The sequence below is a fragment of the Staphylococcus sp. MSU001 genome (assembly GCF_052976705.1).
The window spans coordinates 224,592-249,444 of record NZ_JBRIKK010000001.1; the positions used below are offsets into that span (position 1 = coordinate 224,592).

Sequence of the window (24,853 nt, forward strand, 5' to 3'; positions counted from 1 at the left end):
AATGGCAATTATTAGACAAAAATATGAAGGTCAGCTAGATGGATTAATTAAAGATTTACGGCGTCTTGGTCTTCGTGTATATTTTAATATTAACAATGCACTAGTGTCTTTAGGGGAAGAAAAGAAATCATTCGCAAGACAAACCATTGAGAAAGACAAGGAAATTAACCATTTAGATCATGAAATTAACGAGAAGGTAATCATGCTAATTACTAGACAACAACCTATTGCCACAGATTTACGTATGATGATGGCAGCACTCAAAATCTCTACAGATTTTGAACGAATGGGAGATAATGCCGCTAGTATTGCTCATATACGTTTAAGAGTTAAAATAAATGATAACTATGTGTTTACACGTTTAAAAACCATGGGTAAATTAGCGATGCTCATGTTAGAAGATTTGAATAACGCTATTAGAAACAAAGATTTACCACTGATAAAAGAAGTCATTGAAAGAGATGAAGATATTGATGATTTATACGTTAACATCGTCAATACCAGTTACTTAATCGATAATGACCCATTCGTAGCTGGTCAAGCACACTTAGCGGCTAGACACTTAGAACGAATAGGTGATCATATAAGCAATATTGCTGAAAGTGTTTATTATTATTTAACAGGTCAACATTTTGAAACTTTTGATTAAATTATCAAATCCTATTGTATTTCTATAATGAGCAACCCCACCTGAATTCTATGCCACAGTTTCAGGTGGGGTTTGATATTTTGCTTTAACCATTATGAATTTTCTTCTATTTGATATGTTAATACTTCTAATTCATCTACTAAATTTGAAATATAGTTAATTGTCTCTTTTAAAGGGGCGTCAGTCGTAATATCGACGCCAGCTATTTGCGCCAATTCAATTGGAGATTGACTACCACCAGCTTGTAGTGTTTTTAACCAACGATCAACAGCCGGTTGACCTTCATTCTTGATACATTGTGATACAACTGTACCTATTGTCAATCCAGCAGAGTAAGTATATGAGTACAATCCCATATAGTAATGTGGTTGTCTCATCCATGTTAATTCAACCCCATCAGTCATTTCAACAGTGTCACCGAAAAATGCTTTATATGTGTTCAACATTATTTCATTTAGAAGTGGGGCAGTTAATGATTCTCCATTGTCGACGCGGCGGTACACTTCACGTTGATACGCTGCTTCTAAAAGGTGAGTAACCATATTGTGATAATAAGTTCGAGATAAAATCGAACCAATAACCCAACGTTTAAATCGAGGATCATTACTACTATTAAATAAATAATTTGCCATCAACATTTCATTCATTGTGGAAGGTGCTTCTACAAAGTACATAGACGCTTCAGATTCCAGCAAATTTTGATGTTTCTGCGCTAATGTAAAATGACCTGCATGTCCTAATTCATGTGCAAGAACGAATGTTTCAGCCATTTTCCCAGTCCATGAAATAAACACATATGAATGTGTAACGTATGGACTTGCACAATATGCTCCAGTATCTTTTCCTTTATTCTGAGCAAAATCAATCCAGCGGTAATCATAGGCAGACTTTAACATTTTCACATAATCATCACCAAGTACATTGAGCGCTCCATAAATGTATTTTTTCGATTCTTCAATTGATATTTCTGGTTCAAAGTTAGGGTCTATTGAAATTTTTAAATCCTCAAATCGCATTTTATCCAGGTTATGTACACGTTGAATAATCTCTGCATACTTTTGCATAACTGGGGCTAAATCACTCATAATGACATCAATTTGTCTATCGAACATATCTTTTGTTACTTCTTGATTTTGTAGAAGATAATCAATAACAGAATCATATCCTCGTAAATCCGCTTCAATCTTTTCTTGTTGGACTTGCATATTATATGTTGCAGCCGTCGTATGTTGATATTGTCTTAATGCATCGCTAAAAGCTCTAAAACTTTTACGTCTAAATTCAGGAGATGGATGATCTTCGTATTCATTTTCAAAAGTTGCATAATCCAATGGATAGGTAACACCCTCATAATCAAACGATTCAAAATTAATATCCAAACTTTTTGTAGTACCGTATAATTCAAACGGACTTCTCAATGTTGGTGTTAATGTAGCTAATACTTTTTCAACATCAGCAGATAATTGATATGGCTTACGATCTTGAAGTTGTTTAATAAAATGTGGGTATTTGGTTTGAGACCTTAATTCACTTATTATCTCATCAGATAACTCCAAAATTTCGGAATCTACAAAAGATAATAAACTAGCAATTTTTCCAGAAGTCGTATTAAGTTTTGCGTTAACTTTTTGTGCTTCTTCATTAGACGTATCAACGCTTAATCTAAGTTCTGGATAATTATATAAACGATCTATTTCTATAAGTATCCTTTCATATTCATCTAATGCCTTTTCTATTGTTTCTATGTTATTAAGTTTTTGATAATATGTATGATTAAAATCTAAAGACATTTGTACTACTTGTTCCAATGTTTGATAGAATGCTTGATCACTTGTAAATAAATCTTTCAAATCCCAAGTTTCTCTTACCGGAATCTCTTCTCTCAAAGGTAAACCTTCACTCATTTTTGACACTCCTTTATAAATCATTTAATGACATTATACTAAAATTCAATAACAATCTCACAAAGGACGCCTAAACAGATGTTATGTAACATTTAGTAATGTTATAATTAGTATAATCATGTTATAAGTATTAACATAATCTTGTTAAATAAATAATGTTAAAAAATGATTACTTCTTAAGTCTGAATGATATTATATTAATAAGTTGTATAATAGTAAGTAAACTTTACTTATAGGAGCACGTGCAATGACAATATTTGATATGCCAAACTATTTGTGGATTACCATTCTTGGTATGATTTTATTAACTGTATTTTACACACTTGTATTAAATAAATGGTTTCAATCTGCAATCATTACTTTTGTAATTTTAGCAGTACTTGCCTTTTTTATACCAAATTTTCAAAGCATTTCGTATCAACCACTGCTTGGATATGCGGGATTCTTAGGCATAATGAGCTTAATTATAAGCTTTCTTATTTGGTATTTCTCTAGAAACTGGAGAAAAAATCGTAGAAAAATAAAATTGGAAAAAGAGATTCGCAAATATGATGATGAAGAGTCACTTCGTCGTCATCATAAATAACAACTTTTCAACTTTGCTATCATCTTATCTTAAGCAAAGTTGTTTTTTATTTCTTTTTTTATCTCTTTTATTATTAATTAAAAAAAGTCATACTATAATAGATGTTGATGAAAACAATTTAATGAAATTTATTATTTAATATTTTTCCTATTCGTTGAAAGTGAAAGGATGCTAATATATGTTTAAAATGATAATTTATAAACTTTCACAAATGATTGTCGTACTATTTATATTAACTACAATCACATTTATATTAATGAAACTCTCTCCAGGTAATCCTGTAGACAAAATATTACATCTTGATATTTCACATGTATCTCATGAGCAAATAGAAACAACAAAGAATAAGCTTGGCTTAAATGATTCTATTTTTATTCAATGGTTGCACTGGTTAAATCAATTGTTTCATTTTGATTTAGGAACAAGTTATCAAACAAATGAGCCTGTAATCAGAGAAATAGCAAATTATCTTGGTCCTACACTTATAATTACTTTTGGTACGCTTATAATGTCGTTAGTTATTTCTATACCATTAGGGATTATAGCAGCGATTTACTATCATAAAATTTGGGATAGGATAATTCGTGTTATGACATCATTATCCGTAAGCCTACCATCATTTTTTATTGGTCTTATTTTATTATATATATTTAGCTTAAAATTGAATGTTTTGCCAACGTCAGATGAGGGGCGTTTCGCTTCATATATTTTACCAATAATTACCATGAGTATTGGAATGTGTGCTTATTATATTCGATTTATTCGTTCTACTTTATTAGATCAATATCAAACACCTATAGTTGAATCGTCTCGTCTCAGAGGTATGCCCGAAAGATATATACTTTTTCAAGATATCCTAAAACCTACGATACTGCCAATCATACCTCTATTAGGTTTATCCATTGGGAGTTTGATAGGTGGCACAGTAGTCATTGAAAATTTATTTGATATTCCTGGGTTAGGCTATTTTTTAGTTGATAGTATAAAGTCGAGAGATTATCCAGTCATTCAAGGTTGTGTATTATTTATTGGTTTCTTTGTTGTGATTATAAACACAATTGCAGATTTACTTTCATTACTCATCGATCCTAAACAACGTTATACTATTACTCAAAAAGAAACATTAAAGTTTAAATGGTTAAATTCACATAAAAAAGAAGGTCGTAACGATGAAGTTTAAGTCGCCAAAGAAAAACACTATATTTATCATTTTTACGGTCTATATTATATGTCTTATTGTATTACAATTTATAGTCAATGATAAAGCTGCGTATCAGGTCCATTTGTCAAACTCATTTGAACCTATAAGTATGAATCATTTACTTGGCACAGATGATTACGGACGTGATTTATTCAGTCGTTTAGTCGTGGGCTCTCGCGCAACATTGTTTGTTACACTACTTACTTTACTGTTCACTGTTGTGGTTGGAGTACCTTTAGGGTTACTTGCAGGCTATAAAAAAGGTTGGGTTGATACGATTATCATGCGAATTATTGATATAGGATTAAGCATACCAGAATTCGTTATTATGATTGCTTTAGCAAGTTTTTTTCATCCTAGTCTTTGGAATTTAGTAATAGCTATTACAATCATAAAATGGATGAATTATACTCGTGTGACAAGAGGGATTGTTAATACCGAAATGAATCAATCGTATATACAGATGGCACAATTTTTTAATGTCTCAACCTTGAATATATTATTTAAACACTTACTACCAAAAGTTTTACCATCGATATTTGTTATTATGATAGTTGATTTTGGAAAAATCATTTTATACATTAGTTCATTATCATTTTTAGGTTTAGGTGCACAACCACCATCTCCAGAGTGGGGGGCAATGTTACAAGCAGGGCGTGAATTTATTACTTCACATCCTATCATGATTATCGCTCCAGCATCTTTGATATCAGGTACAATATTGATATTTAATTTAACTGGTGATGCAGTAAGAGATCGTTTATTAGAACAAAGAGGTGTACAAGTTGAAACTTTTAACAATAAAAAATCTAAACATCAGTGATAAAGAAGGGCAAGCAATTATTAAAAATGTCGACTTAAATATATATCATCAATCTCTAAATGTCATTATAGGTGAAAGTGGTGCTGGAAAAAGTTTGACTGTTAAAGCAATATTAAATCATTTACCTACTCAGTTACATATGAGTTTCGATGAATTTAAAATGCAAGGTCAAAATACTTCTGGTATCAAGCAACTTTTAGGTAAACATATCGGCTATATCTCTCAAAATTATGCTCAAAGTTTTAATGAATATACTCGGTTAGATAAACAACTTATAGCTATCTATCGTTATCATTTTAATGTTTCTAAGGATAATGCATTGAAAAAGATAAAAAAAGCTTTAACTTGGGTTAACTTAAATGATGAATCAATCATTAATAAATATAGTTTCCAACTTTCAGGGGGACAATTAGAGCGAGTTAATATTGCTAGCGTTTTAATGTTAGATCCAGAATTAATTATTGCAGATGAACCTGTTGCATCTTTAGATGTAGTGAACGGTCATCAAATAATGCAACTCCTTCAACATATTGTTAAAGATCATCATAATACTGTATTACTCATCACTCATAACATGAATCATGTCCTCAAATATGCTGATTATTTTAATGTAATGAAAAATGGCATGATGATTGAATCCGGAGAAATAGACAAATTATTTAATCACCACCATCTTCATCGGTATACAGAACAATTATTAAACTATAGAAGCAAGCTGCAAAAGGAGGATAATATCTAATTATGATTCAATTTGATCATGTAGATTATTCGTATCATCGAAAACAGCCTGTTTTAAAAGATATTAATATAAGTATTCAACGTGGAGAAAAAATAGGGATTTTAGGAGAAAGCGGTGCTGGAAAAAGTACCATTGGTTCTTTAATATTAGGTCAATTAAAGCCAACAAAAGGTAAAATAATTATCAATTCTTCTAAGGTTCTTCCTATTTTTCAGCATGCGACAGAAAGTTTTGATCGTCAATTCACGATTGAACAGTCATTGAGAGAGCCACTTTTATTTTATCGACAATTAAAACCACAAAATATCAAAAATATCATTCTTAACTATTTAATTGAATTTAATTTGTCTACAGATCTAATAACAAAGTTTCCTCAAGAGGTAAGTGGTGGGCAACTACAAAGATTAAATATTATTCGTTCTCTCTTAGCACAACCAGATATATTAGTTTGTGATGAAATAACTTCGAACTTAGACGTCATGGCCGAACAAAATGTAATCAATATTTTACTTAATGAAAAAAACATTGAAAATAAAACATTAATTGTCATCTCGCATGATTTATCTGTTTTACAAAGGTTAACGAATAGGATAATAGTTATCAAAGACGGTCAAATAGTAGATGAATTTAAAAGTAAAGATTTATTTAACCATCAAAGACATCCATATACAAAACTATTAATTCAAACGTATGAATAATGAATATAGTCATTTAAATAATTAAGATATTTTTATTCACATAATAACCCCCAAAAGTTGGAATTAAAATCTAACTTTTGGGGGTTATTAGTTAATCATTTGAGTAAATTTTACCGCTATATAATCATTTTACTTTTGGAATGCATCTTTAATTCTCTTGAGTTGTTCAATCGTTAATTGATTGCCACCTTCACCAAAGTACCATGCATTGGATTCAAATTGATAAACTTGATGATTTTTTATAGCTTTTACATTTTCAATAACTTTATTTTGTAAGATGCTTGGTTCCTTATTATCAGTGCCATTCTTCGTTCGATCTATTACAAATATTTTATCAGGGTTAACTTTGTTAAGATATTCATAATTAATATTATTTCCAGCTGAATTATCTTTCATGTTTTTATCAACATGTTTAATGCCCAAATCTTTGTTTAAAAATCCTCCAAAGCGACCATTTGAACTAAATGCTTTTATCCCTTTATCATCAACAACTAGGAATAATACTGAGTCATGATTAATACTTTTCTTAGTTTCAGTTACTTGTTGTTCTAATTTTTTATTTAAATCATTGGCTTCATTCTCTTTATTGAATATTTTACCAATTGTTGATGTATGAGATTTTATTGAACTTAAATAATGATCATTGTCTGGACTTACGAATAGAATTTTAGCATTAGGTGCTGCTTTTTTCATTTCGTCAATTGTCTTAGTATGGGCTTGTCTAAAAGATGCTAGAATGAGCTCTGGTTTAGATTTAGCTAATTGATCAAAATTTGGTCGACCTGGGTTACCTAAATTAGAATATTTATCATCTTTAAACTCAGCTAAAGAGGAAGGTAAGAATGCATTTCCTTGACCTTTTGCAATTGAAACAATCTTATTTTGTAATCCTAATTGTTTCATTACATCTAGTGCACCATAATCAAGAACTGCTACACGATGGGGATTATAAGGCACCTTAACAGTGTCAGTTTTCGTTTCACCACGATGATGTGTATTATTCTTGTCCTTAAATTCATATGTATTTTTAATAGTCACTGTTTTTTTTGAATCATAACTATTACCTGATTTATCATTTCCGCATGCTGTTAATGCTATTGCATAAATAATAATAGATATTAATGTTAATAATTTTTTCATAGTAATCCTCCTATCAATGATTATAATCGATATTGATAATCATTTTCAATAAGAAGATTGTTAGTTATAGATATTTATCTAAAACTTCACATATTGCATGTATTGTATCATCAATAACTGTAATATTTTGATTTTTAAAAAATAATGTGTGTTCTATAAATTGATTAGTCACAAAATAACCTTGGCTCGCATGTTCAAGCATATGAACATCATTGTGATCATTACCAAAAGCGATATAATCACTATTAGTTCCTAAAACATATTGAATAGTAGTATACTTATCAACGCCACGTGCCGTTACATCAATATAGGACTCACTGTAATGACGAATTAATTCAATACCGTGAGACTGACTTACTAATTGATGAGCAATCATGTCAAAATTTTTGTTATCTATATTTAATAGAATTGCTTTTATAGGATTTCGAATCTCATCCATATCTAGAGATTGTGCTTTACCATCAGGATCAATACGTTGATACAGTTCATTATTAGTATCCAAATTTGAAGCATAATTAAATTTATCATCAATGATGTATGATAATTGATATTTCTTTATAAGCTTTTTAATTAGACTAATATCATGCTCATTGATTACCGAAACAATTTCGATTTGTCCATTTTTAGATATAATTGAGCCATTACCACCAATCAAGGTATCATCCGCAAATTCAGGAATGACTGGAAGCAAGTCTCTAATGGGACGTGCTGAAGCAAACATTACATTGTGATTAGCTTGACGTAGCTTGAAAAGTCTTTGCTTAATAGATGGATCAATAGAACATCCATCAAAACAAATCGTACCATCAATATCAAAAATAAAATTCATTATTAGTCACTCCAAAAATTAGAATGATTTAATTATAGCATATGAGTATGAACTCAAATTTAAATATTTTGATTTAAATTGTATAAACTTGAAACTTGGCATTCCAACTTGTTAGTCTCTATAGATTAACAAGTATAGATTGCTATAATAATCTCAACTAAAAAGCAAATAAGTGGAAACTTTATAGATAATAAATATAGATGCCATTTAGATATACCAATAAATTGAGTGAGGGGCTTTTATGGTGGTACACACAACTTCCTATAATATATATTATGTAAACTAAAATAAAAAATTAAGATTCTTAGCCATATAGATGAACATATGCTTCATTTATGTTGTTATATATACTATATATATTTTTATTTGGCAGTATTTACATGTGTTAAAAGTTATTGTATTAATCAAGAGTTATTTATTCATTAAAGACTTAAATATTTATTTCTTTGCATTTACAAGAAATGTTCCTTAAATAACATCAGTAATAATTAACAACGTAATACACAATTGCATTACGTTGTTAATTTATCACGTTTGAATGCAATTAAGTAGTATGATAATAAATTATATACGTTACAACTACTTAGCAATATACTTGCTATAATCATGAATATTCATTTTTATATATAGGTAAATCACCAAAAATCTTTTGTTACAACACCCAAATTCACAACTACAAATTATAATATAAGGGAATTATAAATATTATTATTAAATAGTAGTATAATTATAGCTTTAGTTTACATAACATTTTTATATTCTTCTCTTTCTACTAATAGAACTACATTTAAAATAATTTAGTATTACAAACTTATAATTTGAATATAAAAAATATATTGGTGAGTATTATTGTATAGTTCGAATAATATGCTATGATTAAATATGTAGGGAACAACACGAATTTACATCCTAGACTTAAACATCCTACGCCGAGTGCTTTAGAGTACATAACCCTTCTCTAAAGCTAAACGAGCAGATTGGATATCTCAATCTGCTCGTCATCTTCTTGTATCATTTATTTTTACTTTTTCAATTTATTACGTATGCGGTCTAATGTATTGAATAACCAATATTTCACTTTATTGATTGGTTTATAGAAATCACCGATTAATTCCTCAATCTTAACATTAAAACCTCTCTTAAAGCGATAAACACCATAGTCTTCACTGTTTTCAGTAAAATCACCTGATAAGCCATAGAAATTGTATCTGTCATAGCCGTTATCAAAACAATAATTAATCATGTGCCAATGCATTGCATATGGTCCCATATATTGATTATATTTTTCTGAGGACCCTCCAGAGAAATAGTTCACTTCATATGCATTAGCAAAGTATACTCCTGACGCTAAATTTAAAATTTCGCCATCTGTTTGACGTAATTCACTAGCTTGAAGTAATTCTTTTTTATCGTGATCAATTTGTTTATCTAACTCAGCGATTTTCTTTAACTGTTTATCTGTTTTATTTTCTTTCGCCATCATATCATCACGTCGATTTTCTTTATCATTTAGTGATTCTTGCAAATGTTGTATATATTCACTTAAATCTATGTAAGCTAAAGGAACTAATACTTTATCGCCATAATGCTCTATAAAGTTATAGAAATAATCGTCAGTTTTAGAAGCAAATCCAGTTCTAGCTTCAGTCTCTCGGTATAAGTCTAAGAATAAATCAAATTCATCCTTACTAAGAAATCTAACTTTCACACCGTAGTTTATCGCTTTATTAATATTTCGTTTTCTTTGACTATCAAACTCTTTCCTTAGAGATGCAGGAGTTTTGCCTTCTAAATCTAATACCCCCATCCATCTAACTTGGCTGGAAGAATCATATTGGGTTGTAAATCCATGATGATCATAACCATGTGATTTAAATAGATTTACTAAAGCATCATTTTTTTCTGTTAAAGGATTAATATCCTTATCATAAACTTGATACAACCAGTAAGGATCTAATTTTACATATAAGCATTGATGTTGATGTAAATATTTATCAAGCTCTTTTAAATAAAAATCCACTAAACCTAAATCTGAATAGTCCATTACAGGGCCTCTATTGGAATAATACACATAACTGCCCATTGTAGGGATTTTAGAAAACAGGCTAGCTGCTATCACTCTATTGTCGTCGTCTTTTACACCTAATAACACTACTTGAAACCCATCTGATTCACGTGTAGCAATATTTTCCTTCACTTGGAAATAATGACTTTCTAATGATGGATTTTGTACAAAGTTTTCAAATTCTTTAACTGTTAACTCTGTAAATTTCATAATTAGATAATTCCCTTCTTAAAATCTATTTCTTTAGTTTTTTAAGTGTTCTATAAATGTTATACATTGGTTTATTAATAGGTTTAATAAAGTCACCAACGTATTCTATAACATCGGCATCATAGCCCTTTTTAAACTTAACTACGCCAGCATCTTCGGCATCTTCACTAAAGTCACCACTAATACCATAGAAATTATACCGATCAATACCATGTTCAATTGCATAGTTAATCATCTTCCATTGAACCGCATAGCTCCCTGCAAAATGGCGGTAACGATTTGAAGTTCCACCAGCGTAGTAAACTACTTCAAACGGATTGATTATAAAGAAGCCAGCAGAGATGGGTAATTCATTGCCATGTTCTTGTTTTAAGTTTTCGGCTTCATTAATTTTTTGCTGGTTTGCATCAAGTTGTTGTTCTAAATTTTCTTTTTTGTTATGTGCTTTTTTATTCTCTGGACGCTTCTCAATGTCTTTTAAAGCTTTATTATAATCTTTATTAAGCACATTTCTTTCATTATTTAGTTCCTCTATGTACTCATCAAAGTTAATATAGGCTAGTGGTACTAAAACACGGTCTTTATAGTGTTTGAATCTGTTGTAATAAAAACTATCATCTCTATCTGCAAAATCTTTAGTTTCAGAGGTATCCTCCATAAATGACCTAAATATAGGTAATTCTTCTTCAGATAAAAAGCGGACTTTAACTCCATTTTTCTTAACTTTTTTAGTATTACGCTTTCTTAAACCATCCATGTTTTTTAAAACATCATTAGCACTTTTGTTTGCTAAATTTAGAACAGAATGATATCGGATTTGTAATACAGGATCAAATCCTTTGTGGAATCCTTCGTGTTTATATCCTAAACTCTCTAATTCATCAAAAATCCAATCATGACCTGCATTTCCAGTTATTTCTCCCTCATGATTTAAATATTGATATGGAAGGTATGGGTCAACTCTTAAATATAAACAATTATATTTTTTTACATATTTACTCAATTCATTAAAGAAAAAATGTACAAGCTCTTTATTATTATAATCTATTACTGGACCGCGATTGGAATAGAAATATTTAAATATTTTCATTACAGGAACAGCTGTTAATAAACAAGCTGCAATCACTTCGTTATCATTATTTTTAATTCCAACTAAATGTGACTCGGTACCTTCAGCAACCTTTAATTCGTAATTACCTTCCATTTGTGTAAAATGGCTATATGTCATACGATCAGTAAAGTCACTAAATTCTTTAGCTGTCAAATTCGTAAACTTCATCTTCATAACTCCCATTTATATCTTTATATCTATTTCTTTTTATTTTTAGAAAAATAGGTCGTTTTACTTCACCTTTTATATTTAACATTCGGTTCATTTAATACTATTTATATTTCTAATCTAAACAAGTATACAATAGTTGTAGTGAAAACTAAAATATTATCCTGCAAAACTTATATGTAAAATTAAAAGTTAAATCTCGTTTATTCTGTTTATGTATAAAATAATATGGGCTAAACAGTAATGTCGCCCATATCACTAATTATTTACTATTATTTTAATTCATTTGCAAGTGCTTTACCAATTTCTTCACTTGATTGGGGATTTTGTCCAGTGATAAATTGCCCATCTTTTTCTACGTGAGATGTAAAGTCATCTTTCACTACAAAATTTGCACCTTGCTCTTCTAATTTAGATTGAGTTAAAAATGGCACTTTATTTTCAAATCCCATTGCTTTTTCTTCACTATCAGTAAATGAAGTTATTTTGACACCATCTACTAGATAGTCATTATTTGCATCTTTTACACCTACAAACGCACTAGGTCCATGACATACTGAAGAGATGACTTTATTACTATTTTTAAATTGAAGTAAAATATCAGCTAATTTCTCATTATTGGCAAAATCGTATACAGTACCATGTCCACCTGGTAGATAAATAGCGTCATACTCATCTGCATTTACATTTTCGATACTAGGTGTATCGTTTAAGTGTGACACGAATTTAGCATACTGATTAAGTGATTCATTAGAAACAGAATTTGGATCAAGATTTACTTTTCCACCTTTAATAGATATAACATCAACATTGATACCTTCTTCAGTCAATATATTATATGGTGCTCCTGCTTCTTCTAACCATAATCCAGTTTCTGTACCATCTGTAAATTGACTTGTACTTGTTAAAACAAATAAAACTTTTTTACTCATGAATATATACACCTCTTCAAATTAATTGTAATTAATATTTACCCACATTAGTAGTAGATTATTCAATTAGGATCATTTAATTTTTTGAAGTTACTATTAGCATAATAGTTAATTCATAGAGTAATCATTGTTTTTGCTATGTATATTTTTCATCTGTTTTCTTAACTTTGATTTAACTTTATATATATTCTTAAAAAGAATTCAACGCAGTTCTGATTGATTTGATATAAGTGATAAATTCTTTTCTTGAATCTATTTCAATACGTTTTACAATTTCACTACCAATTACAATACCATCTGCAACGGACGCTATATCTTTAACATGTTCAGGATTTTTGATACCAAATCCAGCAACCACAGGAATTTTTGAAACTTTTTTTATATATTCAATTTTTCTCTTTAAATCTGGATGGAACTCCCCACTATTACCTGTTGTGGCATTCATTGTTACCGTGTAAATAAATCCTTCTGAATTCTTTGCAATTTGCATAATCCTAGCATCACTTGCGGTCATAGCAATTAACGATATTATTTTAACAGAATGATGATAAAATTCTTTTTTAAACTTTTTTGTAAGTTCGTAAGGTAAATCTGGGATAATTAAACCATAAACACCAGCTTCATCACACTTATCCAAAAATAATTTTTCTCCATAAGCACTTAGAATATTATAATAAGTCATCAGTACATACTTAGATGAAATAGTATTTTTATTTTTTATTAATTCATCAAAAATGAAATTAATGTTTGAACCCTCATCAATAGCCTTGCGTCCTGCCTTCATAATTATAGGTCCATCTGCAACTGGATCAGAAAATGGCACACCAATTTCAACAATGTCTGCTCCATTCTCAGTTAATGTTTTTAAATGATGAATAAAATTTAAATCACCCATAATATACGGAATGAATAATTTGCTCATTTTGTTCACCACCGTTTTCTTTGTATTGTTTAATTGTTTCCATATCTTTATCTCCACGTCCTGAAATAGTCACAACAATAATTTCATTTTCATCCATATTTGGCGCTAACTTTTCAACGTAACTCAATGCATGTGCACTTTCAATTGCTGGAATGATACCTTCAACTTTTGAGAACGTTATAAGTGCTTCCATAGCTTCATTATCTGTAGCACTTACATATGATACACGACCAATATCATTATAATACGAATGTTCAGGTCCAATACCTGGATAATCAAGTCCTGCTGATATTGAGTGTGCCAATTCAATTTGTCCATCATCATTTTGAATAAGGTACATTCTAGAACCATGTAATACACCTGGTTTACCTTTCCCTATGGCTAAGGCATGATTATGCGTATGACTTCCTTTTCCTGCAGCTTCTACCCCATATAATTTAACGTCATCTTGTATAAATGGATAGAACGTACCTATTGAATTGGATCCTCCACCCACACACGCGACTAACGCATCTGGAAGTCGTCCTTCTTTACTTAAAATTTGGCTTTTAATTTCATTACCAATCACACTCTGAAAATCTCTGACCATTGTTGGAAACGGATCAGGTCCCAACGCTGAGCCTAACAAATAATGTGTATCTTCAACATGATTCACCCAATATTGTAAAGCTTTATTTACTGCATCTGATAATGTTCCTTGCCCATCTGACACAGACACTACTTTAGCCCCTAGCAATTCCATTCTAAATACGTTAAGTTGTTGACGCTTGATATCTTCACTTCCCATGAAAACAATAAGGTCCATATCGAATAAAGCAGCGATGGTGGCACTTGCTACACCATGTTGACCAGCACCTGTTTCGGCTACTAATTTAGTTTTCCCCATCCTTTTAGCTAATAGTGCCTGTCCTATCGCGTTATTAATTTTATGAGCACCAGTGTGATTTAAGTCTTCTCTTTTAAGATATATCTTGGCACCTCCTAACAATTTTGTGTATGATTCAGAAAATGTTAAAGGCGTTTCTCTACCAACATATTCACTTAAATAATAATTAAATTCTTCCTTAAAGTGAGTATCTAACTTCGCGTCTTCATATGCTTTTTTTAGTTCAATAATAGCTGGCATCAATGTTTCAGGTACATATTGGCCACCATATTCACCGAAAAAGCCTAATTCATCTACTTCTGTTTGAATTTTCATTAATTATACGTCTCCTTTCAAAAATTTTAATATTTGAGTCATCTTATTAAAATCTTTTTCATTATGTGATTCAATGCCCGTTGAGATGTCATAACCACGTTGTCCAAATGAATATTTTTCTAATCGTTTTATCTTTTCAAAATCCAAACCACCCGCAATGAGAAAATCAACATCTTTTACTTTTTTTAATAATTTCCAGTCAAAACTTTGACCTGTACCACCGTATGTGATTGATGGTGTATCTATAATAAACATGTCTATCTCATCTTTATACTTTTGTATGTTATTATTTAAATTTCTTGTTGCTGGAATTGCTTTTATGATTCTTATTTTTGAATTAAGTTTCCTAATATTTCTAATTAATTCAATGCTCTCATTTCCATGTAATTGGATTGTGTTAATATCAGTTTGATTAATTATTCTCTTTATGGTAGACATTTGAGGATTTACGACAACTACTACTTTCTCTATATGATCTGGCACTATTTTAGCCAAATATTTTAATTGTTTCAGTGAGACATGTCTCTTACTATCGGGATAATGTATAAACCCTACTGCATCAACTTCTAATTTTCTAATTTTCTTAATATCACTTTCGGTTTTAAAACCACAAAATTTAACTATCATAGAGATTCTTCTTTAACTTTAAACTAGGCAAAAACTGACTTAAGTCATTTGTTTTCATTAATGCCTCCCCTACAAGTAAACCGTCAATACTTGAATCTACTATTTTCTCAACATCTTCTTTTGTATGAAAACCACTCTCTGAAATGTAGCGGCAATTAGACTTTTTAAACTTTAGTAATTTATTTGTATGTAGAACATCGGTTTCAAATCGCTTTAAATCACGATTATTAACACCAATAATTTTAGGGTTAATTTGGTGTGCACGTTCAAGTTCACTAATTGTATGAACTTCTACTAGAACTTCTAAATTATGGTTTGTCGCATATGAATACAATTCTTTTAATTGATCATCACTTAAAATATTTACTATTAATAAAATAATAGATGCACCAGCTCGTTTTGCAACATCTATTTGAATTTTGTCAACAATAAAATCTTTACATAAAACTGGTAACGATGTTATCTTTGATAACTGATTTAATCGTTCAAAACTACCGCCAAAGTATTTTTCATCAGTTAATATTGAAATAGCATTAGCACCATATTTTTGATAATCTTTAACTTGTTGAACAAGATCACGTTGCGGTAATTGAGGTACAGATGGGCTTTTCGATTTTATTTCAGCAATAACTGATAATCTTTTATCATTGTTAAGTGAATCAATCAGCTTTCTCCTCTTAACATTTCCGTTATCTTGTAAAGTTTCAAGTTTTTTATCATAGTATTTACGCTCAAGCAAGGTTTTTTTATACTCTATAATTTCATTTAAAATAGTCATTACTTAACACCCCATTTTCAAATATTGTTTCATTGCCATACCTGTATCAATGAGATATTTCGCTCGCTCTACGCCATGTTTGATACTTTCCACTTGCTCAGCAACATATAAAGCAATTCCAGCATTTAACAAAACTACATCTCGTTTACTCGATTGATCGTTGCCACTTAGAATATTCAATGCAATTTGTTTATTTTTTTGAGGTGAACCACCTATCAACGTGTCATTCTTTGCATAAGCTAAACCAACTTCATCTGCTTTTAAACTATATTTTTTTAATGCGCTTTCGCTGTTGATTTCATAAATGATATTTTCACCAGAGAGCGTGGCTTCATCCATACCATTTGCACCATGAATTAAAATTGCTCGTTTTCTACCTAAATCTTTTAATGTTTGTGCTATATTTTCAAGTTGTGAAGCTTCATATACACCCATCACTTGATAAGTTAATTTGAAAGGATTAATTAATGGTCCAATCAAGTTAAAAATTGTAGGTGTTGCAATCGATTTTCTAATTGATTGAAGTTTTTTCATCATTGGATAAGAATCCGTTGCACTTATGAATGCTAATCCTTTCGAATTTAATTGTTGCTCTACTTCATACATTTTGTTTGTTTTTATATTCATTTCATGTAGTACATCTGTACTTCCTGAATGTGAAGTAATACTTTTGTTTCCGTGTTTAATTACTGGCACTCCTGTACTTGCTACAACAAAAGCTACAGTTGTAGAAATATTAAAGCTATTTGATTGATCTCCACCTGTGCCACATACACACATAGCTTTATTATAAAATGGTTGGTCTGGATAGTTTGTCTGAATAAAGTATTCAACTAAATACGTTAGCTCATATTGACCCATGTCTTTGTTTGTATAAGCTTTCAATAATTCTACCTTTACATTGGTTTCAATATTTGAATCAAATAGTGTAATAATAAATGATTGCATATCTTTTTTAGATAAGGATTTATTTTGTTTAATTTTCTCAAGAAGGGGCATTTTCAACTTCCTCTCGTTGCTATATTGATAAAATTAATAATGATTTGTTTCCCATTTTCTGTAGCGAAGGACTCTGGATGAAACTGTATGCCATAATGCTTTCTATTTTTGTGTTGGAAAGATTGTATACAATCATATGTTTGGCCAGTGATTAATAAACTTTCTGGAAATGAGCATGGATCACTAATTAATGAATGATAACGCATAACTTTGAAACTTGACTTAATTCCTTTGTATAGAGGGGACCGATTAACCATAGTTAAAGTATCTACTTTTCCATGTTTGACACAACTACCTTGTATGACATCGCCACCGTAATAACAAGTGAGCGCTTGTGCACCTAAGCAAACACCTAAAATGGGTAAATTTTCGAAATTTTCAATTAATTTAATTAATAATTGATTGTCTAATGGATGTCCAGGTCCTGGTGAGATAATGACTGCTGTAATACCTTTTAGATTACATATATTTGGATCGTCGGGATATTTAACAATCGTTTCACAATGTTTTTCTACAATATCTACAAGATTATAGGTAAAAGAATCATAGTTATCTATTATTAATATCATGGAGTTACCTCCAATAAACTTTTAGCTTTAAGTTTTGTTTCTTCAAGTTCTTTCTCTGGAATAGAATCATATACTACTCCACATCCTGCCTCGACACTGACGGTTTCCTCATCGATAATCATGGTGCGTATAGCCAATGCAAAATCTAAATGATGATTACAGTTGATATACCCAACACCACCGCTATAGATACCTCTTTTATATGGATAAGATTCGTATATTCTCTGTATAGCTCTAAGTTTAGGTGCACCTGAGACAGTACCTGTTGGTAGTAAACTTGCGATGACGCTCATAGGAGATAGATTTGGTTTTAATTCTCCAGTGACTTCACTAACGATATGCATGACATGTTCATAACGTTCTATTGTCATTAGTTTTGTAATTTGTGAAGTGCCTGTTTTACTTATTCGATGAATGTCATTCCTTCCTAAATCTACGAGCATACGATGTTCACTCAATTCCTTTTCATCTTTCATTAATGTCTTTTCATTATTTTCATCTTCTATTTTATTTTGACCTCTTTTAATTGTTCCAGCTATAGGATTCGTATAAACTTTTCCATTTTTCACCTTTACAAAACTTTCAGGAGAACTTCCTATTACAATCGGCATATCTTTATTAATGTAATACATATATGGACTAGGATTTTGTCTCTTTAAATTTTGATATAACTGAAAAGTTAATTGATGTAAATTATGTTGAAAATGGTGTTTATAACTATAAATTCTTGAAGGAACTACTTGAAACATATCTCCTTCAGTAATTTTCTTTTTTAGTCTTCTTATAGTTTGAACAAACTGTTGCTCTGATATATTGGTGGTTATATGTCGAGGGATGGATTTATATTTTATATCCTCAACCGAAAAATGTATCTTTTTTAAGTCTTCAATTTTTCGTTCAATAGATTCCTTTAATCTTTCTTTTGTTCTATCAGAAAATAAGTTACTTGCGATAATATATAATTCATCTTTATAATGATCAAAAACAAATACATCTTCCACTAGATAAAATTGGACATCATGAGTTTGATGATCTTCTAATTTAATATCTTGTAATTTTTTAAATTCATGTCGTACTAAATCAAAGCTACATGTCCCTATAAAGCCGGAAATAAAAGGCAAATCTTTTAAATATTTATCTTTTATTTCAAAATAATATTTATCTACTAATTCCTTAAGTCGTTGATACGGTTGATTCTTAACTATTTCACAATGGTTGTCTAGCTTAATTAAAAGTTCAGAATTATCTAATGTAATTTTGCCATAATGATCGAATACTACTATCGAGTACCTACCTTTAAGTTGCTGTTGATTGGTACTTTCAAAAATAATCTTTTTTTGTTTTAATTTTGCTAAAGCCTCTGGCGTAATTTGAGCATTCACTTTTTTGTATACAATATCCATTGATTTCCTCCTTTTCCCAAAAAAATCAGCCTCCTTCGTTATAAGGACGCTGACGCGCGGTACCACCTTTATTAGCAGAATATAATATATTCATAGCTCACTTGTTCAATTTATTTTAAGTTGTTCCACAAAACCCAATTTCACTAAAGACGGTGTTAGTTCTCATCTACCACTAACTTTCTGGTGCTACCTCAACTTTAGATACTTCATTTTGCTTCAAAAAAACCACAATAACGCTATCATTCTATAAGGACGCGTTACCGTGGTGCCACCTTAGTTAACAAATATGTTCACTTTAATGATTAAGTTAAAATTTGAAAGCCCATTTCATCTATTATCATGTGCTAATTTACATCTACCATTAGCTTTCTGCTTGCTACAAAATATAATGATTACTCTATCAATCAAATTATCTGATTTTTCTAATTATTTAGTATAATACCTATCTTTCTCTAATTTGTCAACTGACTTTAAAATTAAATTGAAAAATTTGTTGAGTTTATCTTTATGTCCTATACAAAAACGTACTGAAATTAAACTATAAATTCTTCTTTATTTAATAACTTAAAATCATACATAAGTTATATTTGTTATTGAATACTTGAAATGACTCATATACAATATTGTTATTCTGAAAATTCTGAAACAAGGAGGCGCTCTATGCGAAATATTTTATTTGTAGGGTTAGGCCTTATTGGCGGTAGCTTGGCGAGTAATTTAAAATATCATTACAGTAATTTCAATATTCTTGCATACGATTCAGACTACACACAACTTGATAAAGCCCTTTCTATAGGTATTATTGATCAAAAAGTTAATGATTATGCTGCTGCTGTTGAGATAGCAGATATAATCATCTTTGCCACTCCTGTTGAGCAAACAATTAAGTATCTATCTGAACTTACAAATTACAATACAAAAACTCATTTGATTGTAACAGACACAGGTAGTACCAAACTTACTATACAATCATTTGAAAAAGAATTATTAAAACATGATATTCATTTAATTAGTGGTCATCCTATGGCAGGAAGTCATAAATCTGGTGTTTTAAACGCGAAAAAACATTTATTTGAAAATGCTTATTACATTCTTGTATTTAATGAAATGGAAAACAATGAATCCGCGACATATTTAAAAAAATTACTTAAACCTACTTTAGCAAAATTTATCGTTACCCATGCAAATGAACATGATTTCGTAACCGGTATAGTGAGTCATGTTCCACATATCATCGCTTCAATTTTAGTTCATCTAAGTGCTAATCATGTCAAAGACCATTCTTTAATCGAAAAATTAGCAGCCGGTGGCTTTAGAGATATAACTCGTATAGCAAGTAGTAATGCTCAGATGTGGAAGGACATCACTTTAAATAATCCAAATCATATTTTATCTTTACTTAACGAGATTAAGGAACAAATTACTGGTATTGAACATTTGATACAAGAACAAAATAGTAATAGTATTTACGATTTCTTCGTTAAAGCTAAAGATTATCGTGATCAACTTCCTGTTAAACAACACGGTGCAATATCTACTGCGTATGATCTTTATGTTGATATCCCTGATAAACCGGGTATGATAAGTCAAATTACAAACATCATAAGTTCACATAATATTTCTATTATAAACTTGAAGATTTTAGAAGTACGTGAAGATATTTATGGTGCTTTACAAATCAGTTTTAAAAATCCCGAAGATCGAGAGAATGCTATAAAAGCCCTCGCAAATTTTGATACTTATTATTAAATAAATCCCCCTTCCAGTCGTTATCTTTTCGCTTCTATATGTTGCATGACGAGGGGGAACTCTCTTTGTATATCTACATTTTATGACCAGCCATTAGTCCTAATCGACCATGCTTTGTACCAGCTTCGGTGTATGAAGTCGCTTTTGACACAATTCCTTTTCCATATTTTAAATGTAAGTGATCAATGGTTTTAGCAAGTTTTTCATCTTTCTTACGTTCATATTCATCAATGAATAAGTTAAGTTGTCGATCGCTTTCTTTAATAAACTGAGTTAATGATACACTTAACGTTCTATACAATGCTTTTTTGTCACACAGACGATTTGCAAAATAATTAATGACTTTGAATATATCTCTTTCTAAATTTGTAGGATCCTCCAAGGTGTATTGCTTATGTATGCCGCCACCTTCTGCATAACCAAAAGAAAAATGAATTGTTCGCGCAAGCTTCTTTTCTGCTCTTAAACGACTTGCTACATCTTCTATCAATTCTTGCATGACAACTTTGGATTCTTCAAATTGATAGTCTCGCATTAAAATCTGACTTTTACATATTGAAGGATTTGTTACTTTATATTTTTCTCTTACTTTACTTTGATCAATACCGTTTGCATGTAGATGCATATCTATACCTAAAACTCCAAAATCTCTTTTTAAATAATGATATGGATACTTTGCTAAATCTCCTATTGTAAATATTCCTCTTTTATTCAATTTCTTTTCTGTACGCTTATTAATCCCCCAAAAATCTCTAAGTGGTTGAATTGGCCATAATTTTTCAGGTACATCTTGATAACGCCATTCAGCTATACCGTTTTCCGTATGCTTAGCTTCAATATCCATTGCAACCTTGCTCAATAGCATATTCGAGCCTATTCCAATGGTACAGTGAATACCTGTTTCTTCTAATATTTCATTTTGAAATCTTTTACAAAAAGCAAAAACTGTTGAATTAAATCTATGGTAACTATCCGTTACATCCATGAAAAATTCATCAATACTATACTGATGTAAATCTTCAGGTGGAACGTACCGCAGTGCAATCTTTGAAATTGCAACAGATACATTTAAATACTTTCTCATACTTGGATTAATAATATAAATGTCATTACGATGCGGTATCTCAAAAAGTCTTGATCCCGTTTTAATACCTAATTCTTTTAACTTTGGAGTTGCTGCTAGAACAACCGAACCTTGCCTTTTCGTATCTGCTACAACTGCTAGCTTAGTTGTTAATGGGTCCAATCCTTTTTCCATACATGATACACTTGCAAAAAAACTTTTTTGGTCTATGCAGAGTACATCCCTATCTTCTAATAAATTGTAATCATACATAACTGATCCTCCCTTACAAAATCATTATATAGGAACACTTGTTCTATTTCAATGATAATAAGAACATTTGTTCTTATTCATTCTTCTCATTTTCATGCTATACTAAAAGAGCCAATGTTATATAGCAAAGGAGAATGTTGATTATGCCAATCATTAATGTGAAATTATTAGAAGGCCGTTCTGATGAACAACTTAAGGATTTAGTTACGGAAGTCACTCATGCTGTAGAAAAAACTACAGGTGCAAATAAAGAAGCGATTCACGTGGTCATTGAAGAAATGAGAAAAGATCATTATGCTGTCGGTGGCGTAAGAAAATCTGATCAGTAAACATAAAATCCCTGAAAGTAAAACAATTATTATTAATTGTCTTACTTTCAGGGATTCATTTTTTAATTATCTTCAAAGAAATTTTTGATTGCTTGCTTATTTTTCTCAGAGTCTATTTGAAGCGCACTACCGTCATTATTTGTATTAATATCTTGGTAGCTTCCTTTAATAGGAACTGTCAAAGATTGCACATCTTTATCTCCACGAATTCCAAAACTTATACCTGTTTGAAAAATCGCAGAGTTAGGCATGTTTGTGTTAACATAACCTCTTAAAATACCAGCAACTTTTGGTAGTTTCGCAACTGTATTGAAATTAACTAACTCTTGTTTTAATGTTTGCATCACTTGTTGCTGTCTTCTCACACGACCAAAATCTCCTTCCGGATCATGACGAAATCTAGCATAACCAAGTAATTCTTTACCATTTAACTTATGATGTCCTTTTTTCAAAGACACACCTATATTTTCAGACATGTCTTTTTCCACATCAATTGGGACACCATTAGGCTGTAGTTCATCTATCATTTTTTCAAATCCCGTAAAATCTACTACAGCGTAATACTCAGGATTAATACCTAAATTTTTGTTAAGTGTTTTTCTTAACAATTCTGGGCCTCCAAGTGAATATGCGGCATTAATTTTATATTTATCATAACCAGGAATATCAGCATAAATATCTCTCATGACAGACATCATTTTCATTTTTTTATGTACGTAATCATATTGAACAATCATAATCGAGTCAGTACGTGATTTGCCACCTTGAGCCTTATCTGCACCAAGGACAAGAACTGAAATCTTCCCATCATTTTTCATATTCCCATTAAATTTATGCACTTTCACATCCTTAGCATGTTCTTTAGCATACTTCATACCACTGTTATACTGATGGGTAATATACACAATGATAGAAATTAAAATAATAAGAATGATTAAAATGATAAAAGGTAACTTCCGCATTCTTTTTTTATTTCTTCGCCTAGAAGGTGTCGAAGTTGTTCCTTTCTGTCGTCGATACTCTGTTTCTTTAATATCCTTCTGTTCAGTCATATTTACCTACCTTATACCTTCAAAATTACATATCTATATACTATAATTAATATGTATTAACGTTATAGAAAAAGTATTCAAATTGCAAGAGTTTTTTAATAAATGGTACTAAGGTCCAATGAGAGGATGGCATAAATGAATATCAATACTGCATACTTTGCTGGTGGCTGTTTTTGGTGTATGACTAAACCTTTTGATACATTCGATGGTATCGAAAAAGTCACATCGGGATATATGGGAGGACACTTAGTTAAGCCTTCTTATGAAGAAGTAAAAACTGGATCTACTGGGCATTATGAAGTGGTTAAAATTGAGTATGATGTTGCTCTATTTTCATATCATAAATTATTAGAAATTTTCTTTTCAGTTATTGATCCTTTGGATGATGGTGGTCAATTTCAGGATAGAGGTTCTCAATATAAGACCGCTATTTTCTATTCAAATGAACATCAAAGACAGTTAGCTGAACAATATATATGTGAACTCCAAGATAGTTTTAACGCTGATAAAGCAATTGCAACAAAAATTTTACCGGCATCAACTTTTTATGAAGCGGAAGCATACCATCAAGATTTTTACAAAAAGAACCCTGAACGTTATAAACAAGAACAACAAGACCGTGCTAATTATATCAAAGATAATCATATGTAAATAATAGATTGGATCATGATTCATTTTGAATATATCACTCCATCTTGAAAATAAAAAATATAAATGTAGATTTTTGATAAAAAGATTTTTTCAATTTAGTCAACAACTACCTTAGATTAAAAATGCCTGGAACAACAATTGATGTTCCAGGCTATATTTATGGATATTTAGAGATAAATGTT

Annotated in this window: 24 protein-coding genes; 9 read left to right on the top strand and 15 right to left on the bottom strand. The window is 30.5% G+C overall.

What is annotated here, in order from left to right:
- Position 1 precedes the first annotated feature (1 nt).
- Positions 2-649, top strand: coding sequence for a phosphate signaling complex protein PhoU (phoU, locus tag ACVBFA_RS00980; RefSeq protein WP_002446398.1), 648 nt, complete (start codon positions 2-4; stop codon positions 647-649).
- A 92-nt stretch (positions 650-741) separates the two neighbouring features.
- Here the strand turns inward: phoU and pepF are convergent, their stop codons facing one another.
- On the bottom strand, positions 742-2,553 hold the full coding sequence (gene pepF, locus ACVBFA_RS00985; RefSeq protein WP_126122776.1) for an oligoendopeptidase F: 1,812 nt from the start codon (positions 2,551-2,553) through the stop codon (positions 742-744).
- A 247-nt stretch (positions 2,554-2,800) separates the two neighbouring features.
- Here pepF and ACVBFA_RS00990 point away from each other — a divergent pair, with 247 nt between their 5' ends.
- The 5 genes from ACVBFA_RS00990 (at position 2,801) to ACVBFA_RS01010 (ending at position 6,600) form a co-directional block, all read left to right on the top strand.
- The gene (locus ACVBFA_RS00990; RefSeq protein WP_070845941.1) at positions 2,801-3,139 is read left to right on the top strand and encodes a hypothetical protein; all 339 of its coding nucleotides are present in this window, start codon (positions 2,801-2,803) and stop codon (positions 3,137-3,139) included.
- A gap of 178 nt (positions 3,140-3,317) precedes the next feature.
- Positions 3,318-4,319: a nickel ABC transporter permease gene (gene nikB / locus ACVBFA_RS00995; protein WP_002499320.1), complete on the top strand. Its 1,002-nt coding sequence runs from the start codon at positions 3,318-3,320 to the stop codon at positions 4,317-4,319.
- Positions 4,309-5,163 carry a nickel transporter permease gene (nikC, locus tag ACVBFA_RS01000; RefSeq protein WP_002487215.1) on the top strand — a complete coding sequence of 285 codons (855 nt, stop codon included), beginning with the start codon at positions 4,309-4,311 and terminating at the stop codon, positions 5,161-5,163. Before nikB ends, nikC begins: the two co-directional genes overlap by 11 nt.
- A complete protein-coding gene (locus ACVBFA_RS01005) occupies positions 5,126-5,902 on the top strand; it encodes an ATP-binding cassette domain-containing protein (RefSeq protein WP_002487226.1) in 777 nt (258 codons plus the stop codon). Before nikC ends, ACVBFA_RS01005 begins: the two co-directional genes overlap by 38 nt.
- A 2-nt stretch (positions 5,903-5,904) precedes the next feature.
- A complete protein-coding gene (locus ACVBFA_RS01010) occupies positions 5,905-6,600 on the top strand; it encodes an ABC transporter ATP-binding protein (protein ID WP_002446392.1) in 696 nt (231 codons plus the stop codon).
- Positions 6,601-6,729: 129 nt separating this feature from the next.
- Here the strand turns inward: ACVBFA_RS01010 and ACVBFA_RS01015 are convergent, their stop codons facing one another.
- The 12 genes from ACVBFA_RS01015 to ACVBFA_RS01070 all read right to left on the bottom strand — a co-directional run bounded on the left by ACVBFA_RS01015 (position 6,730) and on the right by ACVBFA_RS01070 (position 19,554).
- On the bottom strand, positions 6,730-7,740 hold the full coding sequence (locus ACVBFA_RS01015) for a siderophore ABC transporter substrate-binding protein (RefSeq protein ID WP_070845945.1): 1,011 nt from the start codon (positions 7,738-7,740) through the stop codon (positions 6,730-6,732).
- A gap of 64 nt (positions 7,741-7,804) precedes the next feature.
- Positions 7,805-8,569 carry an HAD-IIB family hydrolase gene (locus tag ACVBFA_RS01020; protein ID WP_002490503.1) on the bottom strand — a complete coding sequence of 255 codons (765 nt, stop codon included), beginning with the start codon at positions 8,567-8,569 and terminating at the stop codon, positions 7,805-7,807.
- Between the two features lie 1,021 nt (positions 8,570-9,590).
- Positions 9,591-10,844: an aminoacyltransferase gene (locus ACVBFA_RS01025; RefSeq protein WP_002475750.1), complete on the bottom strand. Its 1,254-nt coding sequence runs from the start codon at positions 10,842-10,844 to the stop codon at positions 9,591-9,593.
- A 25-nt stretch (positions 10,845-10,869) separates the two neighbouring features.
- Positions 10,870-12,123, bottom strand: coding sequence for an aminoacyltransferase (locus tag ACVBFA_RS01030; protein WP_002490500.1), 1,254 nt, complete (start codon positions 12,121-12,123; stop codon positions 10,870-10,872).
- Between the two features lie 272 nt (positions 12,124-12,395).
- Complete coding sequence (locus ACVBFA_RS01035) at positions 12,396-13,055, bottom strand: type 1 glutamine amidotransferase domain-containing protein (RefSeq protein WP_002446387.1); 660 nt, start codon at positions 13,053-13,055, stop codon at positions 12,396-12,398.
- A 190-nt stretch (positions 13,056-13,245) separates the two neighbouring features.
- Positions 13,246-13,977: a tryptophan synthase subunit alpha gene (gene trpA, locus ACVBFA_RS01040; RefSeq protein WP_002446386.1), complete on the bottom strand. Its 732-nt coding sequence runs from the start codon at positions 13,975-13,977 to the stop codon at positions 13,246-13,248.
- A complete protein-coding gene (gene trpB, locus ACVBFA_RS01045; RefSeq protein WP_126122595.1) occupies positions 13,943-15,178 on the bottom strand; it encodes a tryptophan synthase subunit beta in 1,236 nt (411 codons plus the stop codon). The genes trpA and trpB overlap by 35 nt, the downstream gene beginning before the upstream one ends.
- 3 nt (positions 15,179-15,181) lie before the next feature.
- Positions 15,182-15,805 (bottom strand): phosphoribosylanthranilate isomerase, encoded by a 624-nt coding sequence (locus tag ACVBFA_RS01050; protein WP_046044549.1) that lies wholly within the window; start codon positions 15,803-15,805, stop codon positions 15,182-15,184.
- On the bottom strand, positions 15,795-16,583 hold the full coding sequence (gene trpC, locus ACVBFA_RS01055; RefSeq protein WP_142556354.1) for an indole-3-glycerol phosphate synthase TrpC: 789 nt from the start codon (positions 16,581-16,583) through the stop codon (positions 15,795-15,797). Before trpC ends, ACVBFA_RS01050 begins: the two co-directional genes overlap by 11 nt.
- A gap of 3 nt (positions 16,584-16,586) precedes the next feature.
- A complete protein-coding gene (trpD, locus tag ACVBFA_RS01060) occupies positions 16,587-17,582 on the bottom strand; it encodes an anthranilate phosphoribosyltransferase (protein ID WP_447158757.1) in 996 nt (331 codons plus the stop codon).
- 2 nt (positions 17,583-17,584) lie between these two features.
- Entirely contained in the window at positions 17,585-18,151 is a 567-nt protein-coding gene (locus ACVBFA_RS01065) for an anthranilate synthase component II (RefSeq protein WP_002487220.1), read from the bottom strand.
- On the bottom strand, positions 18,148-19,554 hold the full coding sequence (locus ACVBFA_RS01070) for an anthranilate synthase component I (RefSeq protein WP_002491332.1): 1,407 nt from the start codon (positions 19,552-19,554) through the stop codon (positions 18,148-18,150). The genes ACVBFA_RS01065 and ACVBFA_RS01070 overlap by 4 nt, the downstream gene beginning before the upstream one ends.
- Positions 19,555-20,214: 660 nt before the next feature.
- On the opposite strand from ACVBFA_RS01070, the gene ACVBFA_RS01075 reads away from it, so the two are divergent.
- Positions 20,215-21,303, top strand: a complete 1,089-nt coding sequence (locus ACVBFA_RS01075; RefSeq protein ID WP_002446379.1) for a prephenate dehydrogenase — start codon at positions 20,215-20,217, stop codon at positions 21,301-21,303.
- A 73-nt stretch (positions 21,304-21,376) separates the two neighbouring features.
- Here the strand turns inward: ACVBFA_RS01075 and ACVBFA_RS01080 are convergent, their stop codons facing one another.
- Positions 21,377-22,639: a Y-family DNA polymerase gene (locus tag ACVBFA_RS01080; RefSeq protein ID WP_002446378.1), complete on the bottom strand. Its 1,263-nt coding sequence runs from the start codon at positions 22,637-22,639 to the stop codon at positions 21,377-21,379.
- Positions 22,640-22,782: 143 nt separating this feature from the next.
- Here ACVBFA_RS01080 and ACVBFA_RS01085 point away from each other — a divergent pair, with 143 nt between their 5' ends.
- Positions 22,783-22,968 (top strand): 2-hydroxymuconate tautomerase, encoded by a 186-nt coding sequence (locus tag ACVBFA_RS01085; RefSeq protein WP_001831035.1) that lies wholly within the window; start codon positions 22,783-22,785, stop codon positions 22,966-22,968.
- 62 nt (positions 22,969-23,030) lie between these two features.
- Here the strand turns inward: ACVBFA_RS01085 and ACVBFA_RS01090 are convergent, their stop codons facing one another.
- Positions 23,031-24,020: an LCP family protein gene (locus ACVBFA_RS01090; protein ID WP_002457490.1), complete on the bottom strand. Its 990-nt coding sequence runs from the start codon at positions 24,018-24,020 to the stop codon at positions 23,031-23,033.
- 135 nt (positions 24,021-24,155) lie between these two features.
- On the opposite strand from ACVBFA_RS01090, the gene msrA reads away from it, so the two are divergent.
- Positions 24,156-24,671 carry a peptide-methionine (S)-S-oxide reductase MsrA gene (msrA, locus tag ACVBFA_RS01095; RefSeq protein ID WP_126122598.1) on the top strand — a complete coding sequence of 172 codons (516 nt, stop codon included), beginning with the start codon at positions 24,156-24,158 and terminating at the stop codon, positions 24,669-24,671.
- Positions 24,672-24,853: the final 182 nt, after the last annotated feature.